General features: G+C 58.3%; 15 protein-coding genes and 1 pseudogene. 4 read left to right on the top strand and 12 right to left on the bottom strand.

Annotated features, from left to right (window positions below; translation table 11 throughout):
- Positions 1 to 20: 20 nt before the first annotated feature.
- The 3 genes from QSJ30_RS13225 to QSJ30_RS13235 all read right to left on the bottom strand — a co-directional run bounded on the left by QSJ30_RS13225 (position 21) and on the right by QSJ30_RS13235 (position 4,183).
- Complete coding sequence (locus QSJ30_RS13225) at positions 21 to 2,954, bottom strand: helix-hairpin-helix domain-containing protein (RefSeq protein WP_285610005.1); 2,934 nt, start codon at positions 2,952 to 2,954, stop codon at positions 21 to 23.
- Between the two features lie 131 nt (positions 2,955 to 3,085).
- Positions 3,086 to 3,760, bottom strand: a complete 675-nt coding sequence (locus QSJ30_RS13230; RefSeq protein WP_285610007.1) for an SOS response-associated peptidase — start codon at positions 3,758 to 3,760, stop codon at positions 3,086 to 3,088.
- Positions 3,761 to 3,952: 192 nt separating this feature from the next.
- Entirely contained in the window at positions 3,953 to 4,183 is a 231-nt protein-coding gene (locus QSJ30_RS13235) for a helix-turn-helix domain-containing protein (protein WP_285610009.1), read from the bottom strand.
- Between the two features lie 106 nt (positions 4,184 to 4,289).
- On the opposite strand from QSJ30_RS13235, the gene QSJ30_RS13240 reads away from it, so the two are divergent.
- Both QSJ30_RS13240 and QSJ30_RS13245 read left to right on the top strand, forming a co-directional pair.
- Complete coding sequence (locus tag QSJ30_RS13240; protein WP_285610010.1) at positions 4,290 to 4,700, top strand: hypothetical protein; 411 nt, start codon at positions 4,290 to 4,292, stop codon at positions 4,698 to 4,700.
- 174 nt (positions 4,701 to 4,874) lie between these two features.
- The gene (locus QSJ30_RS13245) at positions 4,875 to 5,579 is read left to right on the top strand and encodes an antitoxin Xre/MbcA/ParS toxin-binding domain-containing protein (RefSeq protein ID WP_285610011.1); all 705 of its coding nucleotides are present in this window, start codon (positions 4,875 to 4,877) and stop codon (positions 5,577 to 5,579) included.
- 47 nt (positions 5,580 to 5,626) lie between these two features.
- Here the strand turns inward: QSJ30_RS13245 and QSJ30_RS13250 are convergent, their stop codons facing one another.
- Positions 5,627 to 6,568, bottom strand: coding sequence for a hypothetical protein (locus tag QSJ30_RS13250; RefSeq protein WP_285610012.1), 942 nt, complete (start codon positions 6,566 to 6,568; stop codon positions 5,627 to 5,629).
- Complete coding sequence (locus tag QSJ30_RS13255; RefSeq protein ID WP_285610015.1) at positions 6,569 to 9,112, bottom strand: hypothetical protein; 2,544 nt, start codon at positions 9,110 to 9,112, stop codon at positions 6,569 to 6,571.
- A gap of 679 nt (positions 9,113 to 9,791) precedes the next feature.
- On the opposite strand from QSJ30_RS13255, the pseudogene QSJ30_RS14525 reads away from it, so the two are divergent.
- Positions 9,792 to 9,968, top strand: a pseudogene (locus QSJ30_RS14525) (XRE family transcriptional regulator); the annotation flags it as partial.
- A gap of 6 nt (positions 9,969 to 9,974) precedes the next feature.
- On the opposite strand, the gene QSJ30_RS13260 reads toward QSJ30_RS14525, so the two are convergent.
- The 7 genes from QSJ30_RS13260 to QSJ30_RS13290 all read right to left on the bottom strand — a co-directional run bounded on the left by QSJ30_RS13260 (position 9,975) and on the right by QSJ30_RS13290 (position 18,982).
- Positions 9,975 to 12,074 carry an AAA family ATPase gene (locus QSJ30_RS13260; RefSeq protein WP_285610017.1) on the bottom strand — a complete coding sequence of 700 codons (2,100 nt, stop codon included), beginning with the start codon at positions 12,072 to 12,074 and terminating at the stop codon, positions 9,975 to 9,977.
- Positions 12,071 to 12,463: a hypothetical protein gene (locus QSJ30_RS13265; RefSeq protein ID WP_285610018.1), complete on the bottom strand. Its 393-nt coding sequence runs from the start codon at positions 12,461 to 12,463 to the stop codon at positions 12,071 to 12,073. Before QSJ30_RS13265 ends, QSJ30_RS13260 begins: the two co-directional genes overlap by 4 nt.
- Before the next feature lie 20 nt (positions 12,464 to 12,483).
- Positions 12,484 to 12,882 carry a hypothetical protein gene (locus tag QSJ30_RS13270; RefSeq protein WP_285610020.1) on the bottom strand — a complete coding sequence of 133 codons (399 nt, stop codon included), beginning with the start codon at positions 12,880 to 12,882 and terminating at the stop codon, positions 12,484 to 12,486.
- Positions 12,882 to 14,792 (bottom strand): hypothetical protein, encoded by a 1,911-nt coding sequence (locus QSJ30_RS13275; protein ID WP_285610022.1) that lies wholly within the window; start codon positions 14,790 to 14,792, stop codon positions 12,882 to 12,884. The genes QSJ30_RS13270 and QSJ30_RS13275 overlap by 1 nt, the downstream gene beginning before the upstream one ends.
- Positions 14,789 to 16,531, bottom strand: coding sequence for a hypothetical protein (locus QSJ30_RS13280; protein WP_285610024.1), 1,743 nt, complete (start codon positions 16,529 to 16,531; stop codon positions 14,789 to 14,791). Before QSJ30_RS13280 ends, QSJ30_RS13275 begins: the two co-directional genes overlap by 4 nt.
- A gap of 74 nt (positions 16,532 to 16,605) precedes the next feature.
- Positions 16,606 to 17,769, bottom strand: coding sequence for a tyrosine-type recombinase/integrase (locus QSJ30_RS13285; RefSeq protein WP_285610026.1), 1,164 nt, complete (start codon positions 17,767 to 17,769; stop codon positions 16,606 to 16,608).
- 244 nt (positions 17,770 to 18,013) lie between these two features.
- Complete coding sequence (locus QSJ30_RS13290; RefSeq protein WP_420798791.1) at positions 18,014 to 18,982, bottom strand: integron integrase; 969 nt, start codon at positions 18,980 to 18,982, stop codon at positions 18,014 to 18,016.
- Positions 18,983 to 19,480: 498 nt separating this feature from the next.
- Here QSJ30_RS13290 and QSJ30_RS13295 point away from each other — a divergent pair, with 498 nt between their 5' ends.
- The gene (locus tag QSJ30_RS13295; protein ID WP_285610028.1) at positions 19,481 to 19,870 is read left to right on the top strand and encodes a hypothetical protein; all 390 of its coding nucleotides are present in this window, start codon (positions 19,481 to 19,483) and stop codon (positions 19,868 to 19,870) included.
- Positions 19,871 to 20,473 lie beyond the last annotated feature (603 nt).

Here is a 20,473-nt window from a genome sequence, read left to right on the forward strand (position 1 = left end):
CTACCCACCTCCCTTCTGCTTTACCGAACCTCCACTTCGAACACTTGCAGCCCGTCTTGCCGCGTGGTCTTCCCTGCGATGCTCAGCGTCTCCCCTACGCGGTAGGGGCGCTGACGGCGCTGGATCACATCAGGGAACGCCACTGCTTCGCAAAGCGCCGTCTCGTCTTCCAGCGTGAGGAACTGCATCGCCTCGCCCTTCTCGGTGGAGACGACCTTCTCCGCCACCACCAGGGTCCAGAACCTGAGACGGGTGCCCTGGGGCTTCATCAGCGCATCCACCGCCCGGTCGGGCCCGCTTCCTTTCCGAATTCTCATCAAGGCCGCGGGATGGATCTCCAGGGTCAGGCCCATGGTGGCGTTCTCCAGGTCTGCCCGGTCGAAGGGGTTGGTTGGCCTCGGCCTCACTCCCGCTGGGACGCCACCCAGCCTCGCCCACATGAGGTGGGTGCGGTCGCCATTCCGGGTCCAGAGGTCGAAGGCCCCGGCCGCGCAGAGCGCCTCCGCCGTAGTCACGGACAACTTCACACGCCGCAGGAGGTCGTCCAGGTCCTTGAATGGTCCACTCTCCCGTCGCTCATCCAATAGGGCCTTCACCTCTTGCTCACGGGCCCCCATGACCTGCATCAGGCCCACCCGGAGCACCTGGTCCCCCTCGGCCGTGAAAGCCCAGTCCGATTCGTTCGCACTCGGCCCCTCCACCACCAGACGGTGGCGCCGGGCGTCCCCCAGGTAGGCATTGGCCGGGTAGAACCCGCCCTGATTCGTGATCACAGAGGCAAAGAACACGGCCGGATGGTGGGCCTTGATCCAGGCGCTCTCGAAACTCACCTGGGAGTAGCTGGCCGAGTGGGGCTTGCAGAAGGAGTAGCCGGTGAAGGTCTTCACCATGTCCCAGGCTTCGTCCACCACCGCCTGGCGGACGCCCCGGGCCGCGCACCCCCGGCGGAACTTGGCCTCAAAGATCGGTAGCTTGGCCTCGCAGTCTGGCTTGCCGAGCAGCTTCCTCAACTGGTCGGCCTCGTAGTAGGTCCACCCGGCCAGCTCGACCCCGACCTTCAGCACATCCTCCTGGTAGACCAGCACCCCGTAGCTCTCGGAGAGCAGCCGCTCGAACACCGGGTCTGTGGGAATGTAGGTCTCCTCGCCCCGGGCTCGTTTTACATAGCGGTCGATCCAGTGGTAGGCCGCCGGGCGGATCAGGCTGGAGTGGATGACCAGCGTCTCGAAATCCCCCTTCCGCACCCGTTGTTGGAGCTGGCGCATGGCCGGGCTCTCGACGTAGAAGACGCCCATGCTGTCCCCCCGGGCGAGGAGGGCCTGGGTTTCCGGGTCCTGCCGGGAGTTTGTTCCGGGATCCTTCGGCACGGCACTTCCCAGAACCCGGTAGGCGTCCCGGATGACTGCCAGGCTCCGGTTCCCCAGCAGGTCGATCTTCACCAGGCCATAGTTCTCCACCCCGTCTTTGTCCCAGGCCGTGATGGAGGTGTTCTCCTTGGCGGGGGCGGGCTGGAAGGCCACATGCTCCCAGAGCGGGCCCGTGGTCACGATGGTCCCGCCGGGATGAACCGAGAACTGATTGAAGTGCCCCTTCAGGAGCGCAGCTTGCCGGAGGATCTCAGCCCAAGCGGGGTTCTCCGCCGCGATCCCAAGCCCTCCTTCCCAGCCCCGCACCAACCGGGCGAGTTGCCTCAACTCGTCGTCCGGCCGGCCGTGAATCTGGGCCACCGCCCGAAGGGCTCCCTTGGCCTTGAAGAAGGTGTGGTTGGACACCATGGCCACCCGGTCCCGTCCGTACCGCTCGAACACGGCCTGGATCACCTTGTCCCGCTCGTCCCAAGCGAAGTCGATGTCCATGTCCGGGGGGTCCTTCCGCTCCAAGGTGAGGAACCGCTCGAACATGAGGTTGGTGCCCACGGGGTCCACGTTGCTGAGGCCGAGGGCGTAGCTGACCAGGGAGGCGGCGCCGCTCCCCCGGCCGCAGATCCGGCTGGGAATGCCCTGGTGCTTCAGGGCCTGGACGATGTCCTGGACCAGGAGGAAGTAGGTGGCGAACCCCTTCGCGGCGATGAGGTCCAGCTCCCGCTCCATGCGGGCGAGGATGTCTCCGCGGAGTTCGGGGAACCGTTCCTCGACGCCGGCCCGTACCCGCTCTCGGAGTACGGCGTCGAGGTCCGAGCCGTCCAGGTTGAGAGGCCGGGAAACCACCCACTTCCCCCAGTGGATGCGCCAGGCAGCCACCTGCTCCAGGAGGTCCCGCGTGGCCCGGGCGACCTGTGGCTCGGCCGCGGGGAAGCGGCCCTCCCAGGTCTGCCGATGCACCGCCGCCTCACCAGGAGTCCAGAGGGGCTCCGTACGGATGAGGGTCTGCTGGTGGTGGATGGCCCGCTTGACGCGGTGCATCTCCAACCCCTCCGGCGTGCGGTACCGCAAGACCTGGGGCGCGACGACCCGAAGCCCACGGGAGAGCGCCTGGCGGGCCTCCTGGACGCGACAGGGGTGGCCGAGCAGGGAAGCCTCCACCCCGGCCTTCTGGAGCGCCTCAAGGCCCTCCAACGTCTCCGTGAGGACCAGGCAGCCCAGCGGTGGCTCACCCTGCACCCGGAGGGTTCCCGCCTCGTCCATTCCGTGGGCTTGGTCCGTGAGCAGCTTGTTCAGGGCCGCATAACCCTTGTCGCTGGTGGGCAGGGCGCCGTAGGCATGCCCATACCAGGTGAAGCGGCACCCCAGGTGAACCCGGAACATCTCCTCCTCGAGATCCGGAGGGAGGCCCTCCAGTTCCCGGGCCCGGCGGGGCCACTCCAGTTCCTCCCGTAGCTTCGGGTAGCCCTGTACCCCCGTGTCCCAAGAGACAAGGTCCTGATAGCCCAGGCACCGGGCCAGCTTGAGAAGCTGCCGGGCGGGATAGACCCCCTCGCCCACGCTGAAGTCGGAGATCCCGAGGGCGAAGCTCATCGCAAGCCCCACGCCCGTCCTGCCCAGGTCAGGGCCGTCCCGTCATGCCTCCACCACGCCCACACCGAACCCCTCCGAGGGGATCCAAGTATGGCGAATAAAAAACGAAAATCAAGCCTCGTCTGGGGAGCCTAGGCTACGGGCAGGATCAACTCTGGCCCGTCACTCCGAACATTTCCGACCGCAGGGCTTACGGGGTGGGCGGCCATCCGGTCGCTCGGGAATGGGACGAGCAGGGGCTGGACCTCGCGGGGCTGGGAGGCAGGATCCAGCCAGAGGTCCCAGGTCTCCTTGGGCAGGATCACGGGCATGCGGTTGTGGATGTCGGCCATGAGGCTATTGGGCCCGGTGGTGATAATGCAGGCGCTGATCATCACCTCTCCGTTGGGGCCCTGCCAGTCCTCCATCAGGCCCGCGAAGGCAAAGAACCCCTCATCCTTCGGGTGGATGTAGAAGGGCTGCTTTCCTTTTCCCTGGACCTGCCACTCGTAGAAGCCGGTGGCCGGCACGATCACGCGCTTTCGCTTGAAGGCCGCGCGGAAGGTGGGTTTCTCCGTCAGGGTTTCCGCCCGAGCATTGATGGGCTTTGAGAACTCGTTGGGGTCCTTCACCCAGGCCGGGATGAGCCCCCAGAAGGCCACATCGGCGAGTCTTCGCCCTCCTTCCGGGCGGACGATGATGATGTACTGACCCGGGGCGATGTTGTAGCCATCCCGGATGGCGAAGCCCGGCGGCACCAAGCCGAACGCCTCGGTCAGGTTGGCAGCACTGAGGGTGAAGGTGTATCGACCGCACATGTGGGGCATGATGCCCGGAGGCTATGATTTTCGGAAGAATTCAGAGATAAAACCTCACGATGTGGATTTGATTAATTTCCAAATTTACAGGCAGGTCAGGGTCGTAGGCTGCTTTCAAGTATCGAGGAATATCTTGTCTATTCGACCAGTTGATCGCTAGGCACGATGAATGGTCGGCAGGGTAGCCAATGGCGAGGGGGCCTAGCCACGAAGCATTTCACTCAGTTCAACCCCAAGTGCATCTGCCAAGGCTTCCATATTGTCGACCGAAATATTCCTCTCGCCGCGTTCTACCGAGCCCACATAGGTCCGGTGGAGGTTGACAAGATCGGCCAGGTCCTCCTGGGAGAGGCCTTTCTGCGTCCGAATACTGCGAAGGTTCTCGGCGAACCGGAGTCTTGCAGGTATACGCCTTACGCCCTTCTTGGCCATAAGGGCGATCGTCGGCAATTGACGACTATGAATCTACAGACTATAAGTAGCATTGTCGAGCTAATCTTGCAACATCACCCCTACCTGAGGGCGGATGGAGAGAAGCATGCAGGACGAATCGCAAGGCGCCTTCAAGCGACGATTGAGGAAGTACCTTTCAGAAATGGAAAGGGCCCAACCGTTACACGCGCAGGGACATCGAGTCTCTGGTGGCAGGTGCCATCTTGACGCAGAGACATTCGAACTGCTGACTCGCCACTTTAAGAGAGGGAAGTATTCCAAAGGGATTATGGAAGGCTTTGTGCGTGTGATTGGTGTGACCAGTTCAGCAGACCTCCAACGGTCCTCCAACGCCGCCAAGCTACTGAGGTCAGAGAAGGGAGGGCACATCGTGCAGGTCTCGGCCTTCAAGAACGAGATGGACGAGGTGAAGAAGGCCGCTGCTTTGGCTGATTTGACCGTACCAGCCTTATTGGAGGCATGCACATACCTGTTCGTGCGAGTCGGGCTTCACTGAGGTTGAATGAATAATCAATTCCAAGCGAAGGAACTAGCGGGGGCCGGCGCCCGATTACTTCTCACTGGATTTATCGCCTGATGGCCAAAGCTCACTCAGAGAAGACTCCGCCCCATTATGATGGTCAGACAATTCTTGTCTAGTTTGACAACCGAGATTGTAGATGAGCCAATCATGACTGAAACTCCAGAACAGCGTAGAGTCAGACGATTATTCACTGCGACTCCCGAGGAGCTCGGGGCGGCTGCTGTGCGAGGGGCCCTGAGGAGGAAAGAGCACGGGGCCCTTCCCGATTTCCCGTCAGTCTGCCCCGATGCTTGCCCATACTGCGGACAAGAACTCGGGTCAGGGTGCGAATCCCAGGAGGTAGAGGCTGGGGTCGCCTATTCCTGCGCGACGTGCCACAACATTGTCTACTTCGTTCCGAAGGACCCCTCGACAGTTGATCTCGGTCGTAAATTCGCGTTAGAAGAGGACAGATTCGCGGCCCTGGATGCACGGGGGTGGGCCAGTAATCTCTCGGATGAAGAGAGAATGGCCGAGGCTGTGAATAAGGGATTGGTCCCCGCCGGGCTGAGGGCCTACTTTCGAATCATGCACCTATGGGGTATCGGCGAAGAGGAAGCCTCGGTTCTCTTGGGGTTCGACCATAAACCTACAGAGATCGAGATTGGAACCGATCCCCTGAAGCGGATCTCCCATACCATCGGAATCTACAGAGCACTACACACCCTGCTTGCTCTCGAATCCGCCAACGCATGGGTGAAACAACCAAACACTGATGAGCTCTTCAGGGGAAGGCCGGCCTTGGAGCTTCTTCAGACGGGGACCCAGGGATTCGAGCAATTACGGAACTACCTCGCAGCGAACCTCTCGTAGGCAGGCAGTTCCAAGGGAACCCATTGTTACAGAATTGATTGTTGTGGTCACATAAGTTCATCTTCATCAGCCTGAATCTGGGTGTGGGAAAGCAGATGGTCCCACCTCAGGATAGGCGATTCCCCAAGGTGTTTCCCGATCAGCCTGAAGACCTTTTTCAGGTCCATCAGCACATTATCCCGGAGATCTACGCAGAATCGCTTCCAGCGGAAGTCTCTGACTTCTGCATGCACATTACCCATGTCGTCGTTCATCGAGCCGCGCGCATTCCATCCGATGGGGGCCGTCAATCTACCCAGTTCGACACTGTAGGTGCGTTTCACCGTTGCGAAGTCTTCCTTCACGTGAGCGAGATTGACCATACCGCCCATCCAGTTGTGTTCAGATTCCCCAAGTTTGACCAATCCGTATCGAACCCGATTCAAATGGCGAACCCATTTTTCAGGGGGGGAGAACATAACCAGCCTCGCCGGATCGAGGGCTACTGACTTGCCGGGCGAGTAATCCTCGGGTGCATTGGTTGGTACAATCTGTAATACCTTGCCGCCGATTCGAAGGATCGATTCTGAAGGGATCCAAAGGAGTCTCGCAGCCTTTAGTTGGCGCGTGTGGACCCCTTGATCCCAGCCTAAGCAAAGTTCATAGGTGCTTTTCCCATAAGAGACCATTTCCTGTGCCACCGCAGCTACGAACCACTTCACTGCATCCTGAAGGTCCTCGTGGTAGCGATCAGTTCGGAGGCTTCCTGCTAGGATCCGCTGAAGGTCCTGTGAACAGCCATCTACCCAGACGGACTTCTTCAACGAGCCGGATCGATCGTGTTGAACACTGTTGAATTGGTGAAAGATCTGGTTGTTTACATCTTCGGCGCACATCCAAAGTTTGGACCCAGGATCATCTAGGCGGGACTTGATACCAATGTGGTGGTACCAAACAGACGCCCGTTCCCACTGGAGGGTTTCTTCTGAGTCCGCTCCGTGAAGTCGCATTTACTCACCTTCGCCAAGGTTGAGTTCGCGTAAAAGGCTTTCAACCTTATACGGCAGGGACAGTCCTTTGGCCGCTTCCTGTTTGGCAAGGTACAGAGCTCCGAACACCTCGAAGGGTTCCTGGTATGGGTTCCCTAGATGAAAGCCCATCGCATCAATCAATGGAGGGATGGTTCGCGGCCCCCTGGACGTACGTGGATTGAATCCGAAGATTTCCTCTGATTCGATTCCACGCCGCACCAATCCCTCACGAAGCGTCCTCTCCCATTTCAGTCTCTGCATGGAACTGGGTGAGAACATCGGAACCATTGTTGGATTATCGATGCAGTGGAATTGATCCTGAACGAACGCAGATGGATCGGGCGAGTTTTCAATCAGTTTGTCCCATAGAATATGTGCGGAGTCCCAGCAACCTGATTTATCGATGTCCGAATAGATCAACGCCAAGCCTGAAAGGGTCATCAAATCTAATTGGAGATCCATCACAACCGAATTCCTGTAATTTGAATTCCTCGGATCGATACGCCTCAGTAGTTCGGCTTTGATGGCTTCACTGGCGAGTAAATATGCTGGGAATAACTTCGAGAATGACTTTTTATCTTTCTCATCAAGCGCCTTGACGAGTTCATCCCCGATATTGGCTCTCGCAATTCCAAGTACATCCGGAAGGTCCTCCTCACCAATGGCACTGGAACATAAACCCGGGACGACCTCAGCCCAAATATGAATGAGCTTGGAGTGCGATATCTCAATGGTCTTTAGAGCCTCGTCGCCTCTGCTCTCAGGGTCTGCCCCATTGGGTTCACTGATGCTTTTCAGATTTGCGTAAACGTCTTTCAGAGTGTGGACCTGTATCATCCCCTTCTCGCATGCTTCCAATCCACGAATCACGAGAATGCTCGCCCATAGGGGCGCCTTTGATTGGACCAAGAAGGCAATAGGTTGAACGAGCCCTCGATCGATGTTGGTTGGAATCTGCGCGATTTGAGCTTTGATAACATCCGCATAGGCCAACGCGACTACCCGTCTGACATGCCTTGGTTGCGTTCGCAATTCCCCTTCCACTTCGAACTCGAATTGAAGGCGTGAAGCGAAATCCTCAAGAACGCGGAGAACCTGCCGTGGGTGGGCCACCTTATAGATTCGCCTTCTATCCAACGACAAAAGATCATCCACGGTGCCTTCGATCAAATCGTCGGTGTTATGGGCCAACTCTTGCGCAGGGTGGAGGATCGGCGCTATCGCCGCAAATCCCAGTAGGTCCGCAAGCTGAAGATGCTTCTTCGGTTCCTGCAATGGTTCAGCCTGCGATAGGACCTGGGTGGTTCTGGATATCATTTCATCCAGTAGGCCCTGTGCAGAGGTGTTTTCATAGACCCGCGAAAATGCTTCAACCAAGTACCCGTAGTCCAAGAGGAGCGTGGCCACATCATCCAAGGCATTGCGCTCCACCAGGGTGGACAGACATTTCATGAGCATGGATATGCAGCGGGTCTCAATTTGTTGATGATCCGCAACGGGAGCCGAAGTAGGCATGGTTCCCGTTTCAAGGGCAATGGATGTGGAAGAACTATTCATCGACTGAAAGCGTTGGAACTCCGCTTTTTGGGGAAACCATCGACTCGTGCTCGGGATGGATGTCTTCACGATTGCATGAGCTTTCGCCACATGTACGACCGCTTGCGCCAATGAGAGTATGGCGTCGTTGCGCGGGTAATCGTCCCGTGTGACCTCTAAAACCAAATCTTCGAGGATTAGAACTTGTTCATTCGCTCTATTGCAAGCGTAGACCTGGAACGATGGATCTAACCATAGGCGTCCTCCCCGCGTCATAGTCTGAATCTGTTGGACGAAGGTTTGAATCGGCATTGGTGCAAGCGCCGCTGGATCAAACAATCGGAAGATTTGGCTTCCAATTGGGATGAATCCCAACAAACAAAGCCCAGATAATAGGAGCATGTATGCGATGAATATAGTTGAAGGTGGGACATCGAAGCCAGTTAGGGCCACCCCAAGAATTGAGGTCATCGCAGTGTGGGAAAGCAACCTGATGTATCGGCGGTTGAATTTGTCTTGCACAATTAAATTGCGAACTGCAGGTTTCACCTTTAAGAAGGTGGTACTGGCCACGATGCTCATGGCGGTGAAGAACAAAGCCAGTACCGCCGCAGAGGCTTGGGCGATGGTGATTAGCAGCGTGATGTAAATTCCCAGATTGAAGGACGAAATGAAGGATTGCCACGCCTGGAAAGGACCGTGGCTTTGGAAATGCGCCGGCAGAAGCACTAAAAGGATCACCGCCAGGATCGAATAAATTCCTTGAGGCGTGACCTGGCGAAGAAGCCATTTAGTAGCTCCCAACCCATCTCGCCCGTCTTTCATCTGTTCAATTTGAATATGGAGAGTTCTATCTCTTCGAAAACGCAGGGACTCGATTTTTCGCGAGGCCCAAATCCCGAGTTCGGTTCGCCTCACCAAAAACAAACCAAGTTGTGGCGAGCTTGCCTGGATCCATCGATTGAAATGGGAAATCCAACTCTGCATCCCATGAATCCAGCGAAGGCTAGACGTTCGGGATTGGTGAGTTGACTGGACCATTATTGCCTTAGTGTGTGAACGGAGTATGGCAGACCGAATCTTACTTCGCGAGTCTCGGCGACTGTCTACCGCTCTCACACAGCTTTAGCGTCACATCCCATGCAAATCCGCGCTCAGAGGATACCCGTTGCATTGACACCATTGAATCGGAATTGGGAGTCGAATCGGGGGCTCTGCCCCCGTACCCCCGGGGTTTATCGCATAAGGACCAAAGCTCTCGCTGAAAGAATCGATCCCAATTTGCGGCCAGGTAGAAGAAGGGCCTCCTTGTGGGAGGCCCTTGAAGCGTGAGCTTCGGCCCCAGCTCGGCGCTCGGGTCGCATCCCTGCGTTGCCCTATCCTCCGGCTGGCTGGAAGAAGGGTAGGCCCACAAATCTCCCTCGACAAGTCCTAGCTGTGTTTCCTCCGACCCGGTGCTGACGGTGGTTCAAGTGCCTGCCCTAGTGCATCTGCGTCGCCGAAGAAGGCGGCCTAAGGAATGTTGGGATTTACCGATTCCATTCGGCGACTCTTGCGCCTTGGATGCCGGGGGCGGAATATTCTCTGAGAGGTCCGAGTGCCGAAAAAAAATCTCAATGACTCACGGCCTTCCTCACAACAGGCGGGAGAGGATCAAGAGATTGCCGAGATCATTAACGCGGTTCTCCCCTTGGCTGGGTCAGAACCAGTAGCATTCGCATGGTATCGCTCTCAGTGTTTGCCTTCCTTTGGGGACCGAACTCCAGAGGATCTCGTTCGAGAAGGCAGAGCGGAGGCGGTGAAGTCTTACATAAGTCGAATCGCCGTCGGTGGCCAAGCCTAGCGTTGGCTACTTCTCAGCATGAGCTAGGCCGTGGTTTCTCCTGAAGGGAGCCGGTGGCGCTTCAACAGCCAGCTTGAGCGCGCCTGCATCGCCGATGAAGACGACCTGTTCTGTGGCACGGGTCAGCGCCGTGTAAACCAAGGTCCGCTCAAGAAGACGGCTCCTGAATACTGGGGCAACAACTCGCCTGAACTGGCTTCCCTGAGCCTTGTGCACTGAGATGGCATAGGCCAGATCCAGTGAGTCCAGGTCAGAAACCCCCATGTCCATCAGCTTGTCATGTCCATCCCAAAGGACGGAAAGCGATGTGGGGCCTGCGGCCTGAACCACACCGAGAGTTCCGTTCCAGATTTTCCGGTCGTAGTCGTTCTCCAGCCAGATCACCGGATCGTCCACCGCAAACCCCTGCCACTGGTCCCGACCGGCCGCCCGTAGATGGTGAAGCGCGGCATTGATGGCCTTGATGCCAGCGAGTCCGTTCTTGATGGGAGAGAGGATCTGGACCTCGCCAGGGCCGCCAAGTTCCGAGACCAATTCGATCACCTGAGCCTGAGCCTCTGCACTGGTGCAGGGCATGAACGAGATGCCAGCTTTTGGCCCCTCGTAGGATTTCAGCCCAGGCATGGTCCCCATGCGAATCTGCCCAGCAACCTGAGGGATCCCTGTCTCTTTAGCCTGTCGGTGAACCTGCATCAGTTCCACCTTGGGGACTCGATCATCCTCAGCGTAGACACCGAACACCAGACCCATCCCAATGGGGGGAAGCTGGTAGGGGTCGCCTACCATAAGGAGCCGTGCGTCCTCAGGGATTGCTCGCATGAGGCTATAGGCCAGCGGGAGGTCCACCATTGAGGCCTCATCGACCACCACCAAATCTGAGCCGCCTAGTTCCAGTTCGCCGCGTTCCGCGGCTCCGAGGAACCCGGCGATTGTTCTGGCCGGACGACCCGTGGCCTCCGTCATGCGGATCGCCGCTCTGCCCGCCAGGGCGACAGCATGGACCGTGCCCTGCAGCCTCTCGGCCCCCCACATGATGGCCTTCAGCACCGTGGTCTTCCCCGTGCCGGCGCCGCCAAGGATCATCCCCACTCGCTGGGTTAGGGCCATCCATACGGCCTGCTTCTGCTCATCCGTAAGCTTCAGGCTGTTCTCGGCCTGGAACTCGGCCAGTAATTCATCCACCTTGGCGTCTGACGGGGCGGCCCAGAACAGATGCCCGGCTGGAACGTGCTCGGCAGTGACCATCGCTGCCAATCGGTCCCGAAGATAGGTCTCCATCACGTGGGGTCCTAGGGCCTGCCATCGACCTTCCCCTAGCCTCACCACGGCCTGGTCTCCTTCCGCCAGCTCCAGGGCCTTTTCCGCCCCATCCCGGCCCACCTTCAGGAGCCTGCCCACACCCAGCAGCAACTCCCCTTCCTTGATGACTGTGTGCTTGTCGGCCATGGATAGGTAGCAGACAGTCTCCACGGCCGCGATCTGACGCGCCTCTGCGTCCTGGGGGAAGCCGATGAGCTGGGCTGCACGGTCGACCTGCTCCCAGCCGGCCACGGCCAGCATGCGGTAGGGGTTCTCCTGGATCTTCTCTGGCGCAAGAGCGCCCCAGAGCTTAACCACCTTCGCCGCCAGGCGGACCGGGAACCCTTTCTGGTCCAGCCACTCCACCACACGGGCCTCGGCACGGGCCTCCTCCCAGGCCTGGACCAGCGTCCCGGCGACCTCTTCTCCGATCACCTCGGCCAGGGACAGGGCATCCTTGGCATCCAACAGGGCGATAAGACCCTTCCCGAACTTCTCCCACAGCATCTTGGCCCGAACATCTCCGACCCCCTGAAAGGCCCGATTCCGGGCCAGAAAACGGCGAAGGTGCTCCCCCTCGGGAACCATAGGAATCGCGAGGGTGGCTTCGAGTTGGAGGCCCCACTTCGGATGAGTTCTGTTCTCCCCCTGGACCCGCCAGAACTCCCCGGGCCGCGGCGGCCGGGAGATGACATTCTCGCTGGCGATGACCTTGTGGGTGGCACCCGCCTGGTCTTTGCCCTGGAAAACCGCACCACCTTTGGGGCCAAGCCATACCTGCGAGACGGTCAGGGTCAGCTCCGTCACGGGATCACCCGCCTCCCAGTCTCGACCATGTGCTGCTCGATGTGCTGGTACCGCCTCAATTTCTGCCGCAGTCCCTCCACCTCGGCCTGGAGGGCGGCGTTCCGTGTCTCCAATGTCTGGATGCGGCGGTCCTTGGCGTCGTCCTTGGTCGGTCCCGCCTCCCGGGTCCCCATCGGGGCAAGACCCAGTTCCTGGGCGGCGGCTTCGAGAATCGCCCGGCACTTAATGTTCTTGTAGATGCTCTGGAGGTCCACCCCGGAGGCCAGGGCTACAGCCTTGGCTGAGACCTTGCCATCGCGGGACGGGACCCCTTTACCCTCCGCTCGCAGGGCCTCCAGGTACCGCGCGAGGGTCCGGGCGTAATCGTCCCCGATCTGTTTTCCGTTCATTCGGGCCTCCTCCGAGGTTTTCACGAATCACTCCTCAGCAGGGGGATCTCCTTATCCAGAGGTTTCTCGAGGTCCTGAGGCAGTTTGTCCCAGCGGATGGCTCGCTCGATATGGCGCAGGAAGCGCAGGTCGTACTCCGCCAGCGCCTTCTCCAACTCCTCCACTCGGGCTTGGAGGTTAGCGATCTTCCGCTCGGCGTGATCCTTCTCCACCAGGTTCTCGCGCCTGCCACGCCGCGCCAGGTAGGTGGCCTTGATCTCAGGCTTGCGTTCTAGCGCCTGGCGGGTGAATTGATGCTTCAGGTGGATTCCGACTTCTCGGCACACCGCCTCCCAAGTAATTGTCGGCAGAGGCCAGGCCTTGATGATCGCGCAGACTTGGACGATATCGTCCTGGGTGAGATGGCGGAAGGCGCTCATCAGCAAGCCTTCTCTCTCTTCCGGTAAGGAGAAAGTTGGACCAAGTACCCAGAGGGGATCTTCGGATCGAGGTGGATGTCCAGCATTCGCACTAGGCCTTCCCGGCGCTCCATCTCCACATTCAGCCAGCGGTCCTTGTTGAAGTAGCCGGCTTCGGTCTGCTTCTGGTACCGGGCGATCGTCTCATCACACTCTGCCAGTTGCTCCTTGGTCTCCTTGATGTGGCCTGCGTTGCCCTTAATCACGATCAGCCCCGTACACCGTGCGCAGGCTTCCGGCATGGTGGGCGGGGTGGTGCCTTCCGCATGACTACACAGTCCCAGCCTGGAATAGCTGATATTCCCGAGCATGGTTCCCTTGAGCTCTGCCCGGCGGATCGGGTCTTTGATGTTCTTCAGGATATCGGCCCAGGGACCGATGAACTCACCTCGTTCCAAGGCTTGGCGTACCACCTCCAACATCTCCCAGGGCTGCATGTGGTCGTAGTTGCGGTTCGCTACGGCAGGATTGCGAGAGCTCCTATTGAAGTAGCCTGCGATTTCCAATTCGCTCAGCCCCGCCCGCTTCATCCAGGTGGTGAGCGTGTGCCGGGGGTCGTGAGTGGAAAAGCCCCAAAACTTTCCCGAGTCGGGATCTCTCTTGTCAAAGCGCTCGAAGCAGGACTTTACGTTTGTGCCTCCTGCTAGGAAGTGGTTGATCTTCATTGCTTTCAAACGGTCTGCGGTGCCGTTCAGGCCATTGCGGCTTCCCATGAAGAAGCCGCTGCTGATCACGAAAAGAGATTCGTGCAGTTCCTGCGGCCAAGGCTCCATGACCACCTTGCCCAGGAAGCTCCTAGAACGGACAAGTTCGCGAATGTCCGGAGTATTGAGGGCGTACCGCATGCCGCCTCTTCCCTCGCGTAAAACCATTGGGTAGGTCCCGGATTTCCCAAGAATCCTTCCCGTGGATTGAGCTGTGACACCAAGCAGTTCCGCGGCCTCAGCCGCGGTGTATGCCCGATCATTCTCCAGACCCGGCAGATTCACGCGACCCTCGTAGAGGGCACGGGCGTTCTCCCGGAAGGGATCCGTGATCCGCCGAATCTCATCCAGGCATTCCTTCATCAACGGGATGAGGTCGCTGGGAATCCACTTGGGCTGCGTCGCCTCGGAGAGACCATTCTTCTCAGGCACGTAGCCCAGGAACACTCCCTCCAGGATCCGACCCTGGCTGTCCCTACCCGTTCTTGGATGCCAGCAATCTACCGGCATCGAGAGAAGTTCGTTGATTCTGAAGCCAGTACAGAGCAGCATCGTCGCCGTACAAGCCAGTAGGCGATCCTGGTCATTGTCTGTCCCCTTCATGATCTCCTGCCAAATTGCCCCGAACCCTTTGATCGCACCCGGCGGGATCATATGTTCATCGCCGTTCGACTCAGGCAGGGAAAATGGGTTGCGGAAGGTGATCAGGCCTTTCGTCAATCGATTCAAGTTGAGGGCATTTGCCAAGCTTGCGAGTTCTTTACCATTGTTAAATTTGGTCACGTCGGTCAAATCGTCCCTATTTCGCAAGTCTTCGACCGCCTGATGGAAGTGGTCCGCAGATATGGTGGTGAGATCCTTGACCCCAGCAACCACCCTGGAAAAATGCCGTGCAGACACTGTGAAATTTTTACAACTGAACCCACTCCTGCCGTTCTTCGGGGCGCTCTCATTGGCGACAACAGCCTTGAGAAGGCTCTTGAACGGTTCCTCGAACCTAGAGAAATCGTGGCGGCGGTCCATCCTGCCTGCCTCGCGTTTAGAAGGCAGCTGCCAAATGTCGGAATCGAAATCGATACCGAAGGCAGCCATGACGAGTCGTCGTCCCTCGATGATGTAGGCCTGAAGCCGCTTCGCCGATTCGGTGAGGTGAGGGTCAATACTCATTTGGATGCCCCCTCCAAACGCTGGATCTTCATGATCACGACCCCCATTGCGGCGAGGTGCCTGTCGTACCGCTTATACTCAGCCTCTGGCAGTCCCCGGTGGATTAGGACCTCTCGCCGCGCCCAGAGCGCGTCGTAAACCTTTTGGTGGGGAGCCTCCACGATGGGTGTGTATGTCGGGCACACGTAGCAGTCGATCGAGCCGTTCATGGCGATCGGGCATCCAGAGGCCCCAATGCAGCCGCAACGCCCCGTCCCGCCGACTTGGGTTCCCTGTTTATCGATTTCCAACCAGGGAGGAAACGGCACCAACTTCTCAGGTTCCACCTCGTCCGCATGGATCGGCTCGTTCGGCTCGAAACATTCCGCTAGCTGGGAGAACTCCGGCACCTGGTTCAGCCTCTCCGTGAGCCGCACCCCAGGCCCGAAGTACGGCCTGATGCTCTGGACTTGCTTGTTATGCAGCGCCGCGATCACCTCGAGAGGCGTTCCGGACAGGATGTGGTTGGTAACAAACCCATCCCGGAAGGAGTAGAACGTGGGCACGATCACCCCGCCCTTGCCATCCGGTATCCGCAGGGCCTCAAATAGAGTTCGGAGGTCAGTCAATAAGACATTCGCCGGCTTCTCAAACCCTTTAGCAAGATCCTCGTGGGGAAGACCGTAAACCTTGCGAGCCCAGGAACCGGTCCCTTCTTGGGCTGTCATGAACAACGGCCAGTCCAGGGAGTTGTCGAGACCCACCCGAGCTCGAATTTCCCTGTTCTCCGCGATAAGTTCCGGCACCAACCGAGCGAGTTCGTTGCCCATGGGCAACGGCCCCTGGATGGCCTTGTAGTCAGCGTGGCGGATCTTACTCTCCGGCATCCGAATCTGTGCCAGCGCCGTCTCGCCCTCAACCTCGATGAACTCGAAATGGCTTTCCCGCAGTTTGCGGAAAGCGTCGGGTCGGTCACCGAATCGCCAGGCCAGCCAGCCCAAGACCAGATCAGCAATACCCACGTGGGAGGGGCGCAGAAGTTGGCCGCCCTTGCGGATCACACAGTACTTACCCTCAGTTCTTCGGGTTTCCCCTGAACGAAGCGGGCGGTACAGTACTTGTCCATCCCGCAGGAGGCCCTCGGCCTTATTGAAATACGCGGCAATCACCGTGAGTGTCGTCACATCGTAGACCTCCCGGTTCTTGGCGGCCTTGCTGCGCGGGGCGCCAGGCGCCGCCTCCAGGCGCTTCACGAGTGGAACGGGTGCGTCGATCCTGACCTGCTTCAGTTGGACGCAGACATACTTCGTGAAACCGGGGATTCCCTTGCCTGCCGCCCAGGAATAGAGACGTCTCACGACTGAAAAATAGTCCCTCCAGGCGCCAGTGTACAGTTCTCGGAGATGGCGCTGGACGGCCAGGATGTCCGCCAATTCGATCTCCTCGGTCCGTTCCCAGGGTTCAGTCAAGATGTCCCAGTTCTTGATACTGAGGATTCGACGAAACTCTGTCAGTGCGTGCCTCTCCGACTTGCCTTGCAGTAAGGCAGCGACGTAACCCATCAGCACGCGCAGCATGATTGGCGTAGTTTCAACACGGGTCCAGTCGATGATTCCACTGCCGAGTTCGGGGGGCAGACGCCAGACAAGGCCCGAGGTATCGATGATGTGTCCCTCTCGGGCCTGAATCGAGGCTGGGATGGACGACAGCACCTCCCTGAGAGGGTCCCTGTTGGGCTCCGTTTCTGCCCGAAGGGCCATCCCGGGGTTCAAGGAGTCCTCTTGCGAAAAACCGGAGTGCGCTTTGCATTAAGCACTTGGTGACTCCACAGAAGTTAAAAAGGCATTTCTTCCCGGATCTTCATGGCCTCGTAGATTCGCTCGGCAGAGGTCTTCTCCAGGACCTTCCCACCGAGATCTCGGAGCGCAATCCGCATGTAATGACTCGGCATCTTGCTACGCTCGGTCCACCCCATCTCGTAGCGCATCGTCCGGTCATCATTAGCGGTCCAACCCTCATAGCGGGCCAGCAAGTATCGGACACACCAGTCATGCCGAAGGTCGTGGGGTGAGAAATGAGGATCGAATCCCACCTTCAAAAGCTGATGTCCATTACGGCGCTCCGGATAATGCCTTCGCAATATCTCGAATAGAGCTGACAGGCGGCGCACGGAGAGGGGGCGCACGGCTCCCTTCAGAACGTCCAGCCGCTCGGAAACGAATACATAAGGGCATTTTGGAGCTCCTGGGAACCTCTTCTCGTCCATCCGGTCAACCTCAAGCCACCGCTGAAGGGTAGCCATGCTGAGGGAAGAGAATAGGCGCTCCCGACCCTTTCCACGCTTGGCTCCGCTCGGAGCGCGACCTCGAGTTTCAAGCCTGTCATTCCTCCTCGCCGCAATGCGGAATACCATGCGGTCTAAGAACACATCGTCAACCCGCAACGCCAAGAGTTCCCCCATCCGCATGCCGTGCTCATACAACATGAGGAGAAGCGCGTAATTCCTGACCTGCATGCCCGGCTCAAAAGGATTTAGAGGGCTCCCAGGCTGGATGACGCTTAGGAATAGCTCACGCTGTGGTGAGGTCAATCCAGAGCTTGTACTAGAAGTCTGGTTCGGGTTGGTCTCAGTTGATTCATCCGTGACCCAGGACCCAACCCATTTCTCAAACCGTCGGTCCACCACCTTGTGAGTGGAGCCCTGGAGTTTGTATATGTAACCGCTGGCCAACCAGCAGAGATACTCGCGGAGGAACCCGACACGGGCAGCCTTGATGTGCGGAGCGACCCGTAGCTGCTTGGTGGCCTTCTCGGGGTCATGGAGATGAATGGCGAGCCCCATCAGGGCTTGGGCCTCGGAAGTTTCGCCGGGCGACAGAAACTTCCCGCTTCGCACTCGCTCCGCCCAGTCCAGACCCGGCCCGCCCTGAAATGAGAGCCAGTGGGCCACCGCACGGAGTTTAGAAAGCACAGTTGCGTAGGCGTTGCCCTTCGGCACCAAGCTTCCGAGCGTCCAGAACGTCGTCTCATAAATTGGCAGTTCGTCACGGCACAAGAGCGGTATCCGCAGCCCGGAAGCCAACCGAATATTACGGATCCTGTATTGGCCGGGTTTGGGTGGCTCCATGACGACTACCTCTACAATTAATATAGTTCCGGGTAAGACGCCCAGCAAGATAAGCGAATGCAATGCCAAAATCTTGCTAATGTCTAGCATTTTTTGCAATAATAACCGGTATTCTTTACAGCAACCCATAGGTGCGAATTATGGTGGTGGCCACGTCCTTGTGCCCCAGCAGCTCCTGCACGGTGCGGATGTCGTGGCCCGCCGCCAGCAGGTGCGTCGCGAAGCTGTGGCGCAGCACGTGGGGCGTGACCGGCTTCACCAGCTCCGCGGCCCGAGCCGCCAGCCGCACGGCCTTCTGGACGCTCTCCGCGTGGAGGTGGTGGCGGCGGACGAGGCCGGAGCGGGGATCCGCCGAGCGCTGGGCCGAGGGGAAGACCCACTGCCAGCCCCAGGCCCGCGCCGCCTGAGGCGACTTGAGCCCCAGCGCATCCGGCAGGCCGACCTCCCCGAAGCCCTCGGCGAGGTCCCGGGCATGCAGCGCGCGCACCCGGCCGAGGTGGGCCCGGAGCGGCTCCACCAGGCGATCTGGGAGCATGGTCACCCGGTCCTTGCCCCCCTTCCCGTCCCGCACCACGATCTCGTGCCGCTCGAATTCCACATCCTTCACCCGGAGGCGCAGCCCCTCCATGAGCCGCATCCCCGTTCCGTAAAGCACCTGGGCCAGCAGGGCCATCCCGCCCTCCATCTGGTCGAACAGCGCGCGCACCTCCCCCGGGGTGAGGACCACCGGAAGCCGCGGCGGGCGCCTGGCCTGGACCACCTCGGACAGCCAGGGCAGGTCCACCTCCAGCAGGTTCCGGTAGAGGAACAGCAGGGCGGCCTTCGCCTGGTTCTGGGTCGAGGGCGACACGTGGCGCTCCACCGCCAGATGGCTCAGGAAGGCCTGCACCTCGGCAGCCCCCATCTCCCTCGGATGCCGCTTGCCGTGGAAGAGGATGAACCGCCGCGTCCAGTCCACATACGCGTCCTCTGTCCGCAGGCTGTAGTGCCGGACCCTCAGGCTGTCCCGCAGCTGGTCCATGAACTTCGGCGGCTGCACCCCCACGATCCGCCCTTCACCCGTCTGCCTATTTTTCCCGAGCATAGGACCCACCCCGATCGCCTCAGATCGCCTATTGCGCTAACCTGTGCCAGCTTTCCACCGCAGAATTGCTAGGGTTGACACAATTTATCGCCTTTTTTTCGCCCGTCAAGCCCCCCCAAAAGTTCGCCCATTCCCCCAAACCACAACCTCACCCCGCCCCCACCCCCCCAGGACTAGGCGAACTCCGACCCCCAAACCACCCACTGTCCAATTTAAAGTTAGGCCGCCCAACCAGCGGAGTACGCTCTAAATTTTAGGCCTGCATCGAATCAATAGGCTCCAGTTGCTCCAAAACCTGCTTCATCCGTGATTTTTTGGTCTGCCCATTCAAATAGCTCCGTTCAATAGCTCCACGGTAAAATTAGCAATTACATCCTTCTCAAACCGGATTAGGCGAACTACGAACTGCTTCGTTCTCGCCGTCCAAATCTAGTTAGGCCTTACACTTCTTCCTATTTCCAACCTCCATCAAAACCACTACAAGCTACATGGACTAAAATGAAATCGATACTTATAGCCTTTCTACTACTTTTCTCAATCAACGCAAGGGCCACAGAAGAAGGTGGCCCAGAAAGCGGTGTCGCATTTCTTAAAAACGAAATTCAAAACAAAAGCATCGATGATGGAATTTTCGACGGTAAGCCAATGCTGTGCGAGTACAGGCTGTATATAAGCATCAAAGGTTATGATCGTCAGCGCAGTCAGAAAATACTTGAAATTCTGACCGCAGAAGGAAAGTCGCAGCTTTATCTTTACAACCCAACCAGCAAACAATTTGAAAAAATATATGAAATCAAAATCAAACAGAACGATTACAAATTCGTGTACAAGGACGTTGGTTATCGATTCTGCTGCAGCATTGGTGTCGCCCATATTGTTGTTGACTAAACTCTTTCCCCTTCCCAATTCCGGCCTAACCCTTAGCTCAACTCGGACCCAACCTGCACGATCTGGTTTCCTGTCTCTTGCAACGTCTTTCTTAACTCCGTTCAACTCTCGGTCGCAGGTTGGTCCGGTTAGCTGCTTTCGTTAGGGCGCTACCACCACAAGCACAGGAGTACCCTTGCATTCATCCATTTCAAAACAACTGACCATGATCGTAATAATGGTCATTACGATCGGATGTATGAAGGTAAATGTAGATCCGACTACACCGCTTCTGGGCACTCATGCGTATCGCACAGAAATAAAAACTGATGAATCAAAATATTATTTGTTCTCATTGGAAATTCCCAATAAAGACGGTGACTTGGTTTGGACTTCAACCTCCCAGGAGCCGATCACCTTCTCCATCACACAAGGCAAGCCATTCACACTCATCTCTTGGAAATCAACGGCAGCTCGAGTTGCTTCTGACGTCCTCCCCACTTCTATACCAAGGATGTTGAGAGTCCTGGGTTAAGGGTTGTCTCGCTGGGATTCGCGGAGGGAGGCGTAGCCGACCGGAGTGAATCCCAGCGGCGCGCGGCTTCGGCTGGTGTTTGATCGCCG

It is taken from the genome of Geothrix edaphica (assembly GCF_030268045.1).
Taxonomy (GTDB): domain Bacteria; phylum Acidobacteriota; class Holophagae; order Holophagales; family Holophagaceae; genus Geothrix; species Geothrix edaphica.

Bases quoted from the DNA above. Each gene is read 5' to 3' on its own strand.
- QSJ30_RS13225 (WP_285610005.1), bottom strand. From the start codon at position 2,954: ATGAGCTTCGCCCTCGGGATCTCCGACTTCAGCGTGGGCGAGGGGGTC.
- QSJ30_RS13230 (WP_285610007.1), bottom strand. From the start codon at position 3,760: ATGCCCCACATGTGCGGTCGATACACCTTCACCCTCAGTGCTGCCAAC.
- QSJ30_RS13235 (WP_285610009.1), bottom strand. From the start codon at position 4,183: ATGGCCAAGAAGGGCGTAAGGCGTATACCTGCAAGACTCCGGTTCGCC.
- QSJ30_RS13240 (WP_285610010.1), top strand. From the start codon at position 4,290: ATGCAGGACGAATCGCAAGGCGCCTTCAAGCGACGATTGAGGAAGTAC.
- QSJ30_RS13245 (WP_285610011.1), top strand. From the start codon at position 4,875: ATGACTGAAACTCCAGAACAGCGTAGAGTCAGACGATTATTCACTGCG.
- QSJ30_RS13250 (WP_285610012.1), bottom strand. From the start codon at position 6,568: ATGCGACTTCACGGAGCGGACTCAGAAGAAACCCTCCAGTGGGAACGG.
- QSJ30_RS13255 (WP_285610015.1), bottom strand. From the start codon at position 9,112: ATGCAGAGTTGGATTTCCCATTTCAATCGATGGATCCAGGCAAGCTCG.
- QSJ30_RS13265 (WP_285610018.1), bottom strand. From the start codon at position 12,463: ATGAACGGAAAACAGATCGGGGACGATTACGCCCGGACCCTCGCGCGG.
- QSJ30_RS13270 (WP_285610020.1), bottom strand. From the start codon at position 12,882: ATGAGCGCCTTCCGCCATCTCACCCAGGACGATATCGTCCAAGTCTGC.
- QSJ30_RS13275 (WP_285610022.1), bottom strand. From the start codon at position 14,792: ATGAGTATTGACCCTCACCTCACCGAATCGGCGAAGCGGCTTCAGGCC.
- QSJ30_RS13280 (WP_285610024.1), bottom strand. From the start codon at position 16,531: ATGGCCCTTCGGGCAGAAACGGAGCCCAACAGGGACCCTCTCAGGGAG.
- QSJ30_RS13290 (WP_420798791.1), bottom strand. From the start codon at position 18,982: ATGCTCGGGAAAAATAGGCAGACGGGTGAAGGGCGGATCGTGGGGGTG.
- QSJ30_RS13295 (WP_285610028.1), top strand. From the start codon at position 19,481: ATGAAATCGATACTTATAGCCTTTCTACTACTTTTCTCAATCAACGCA.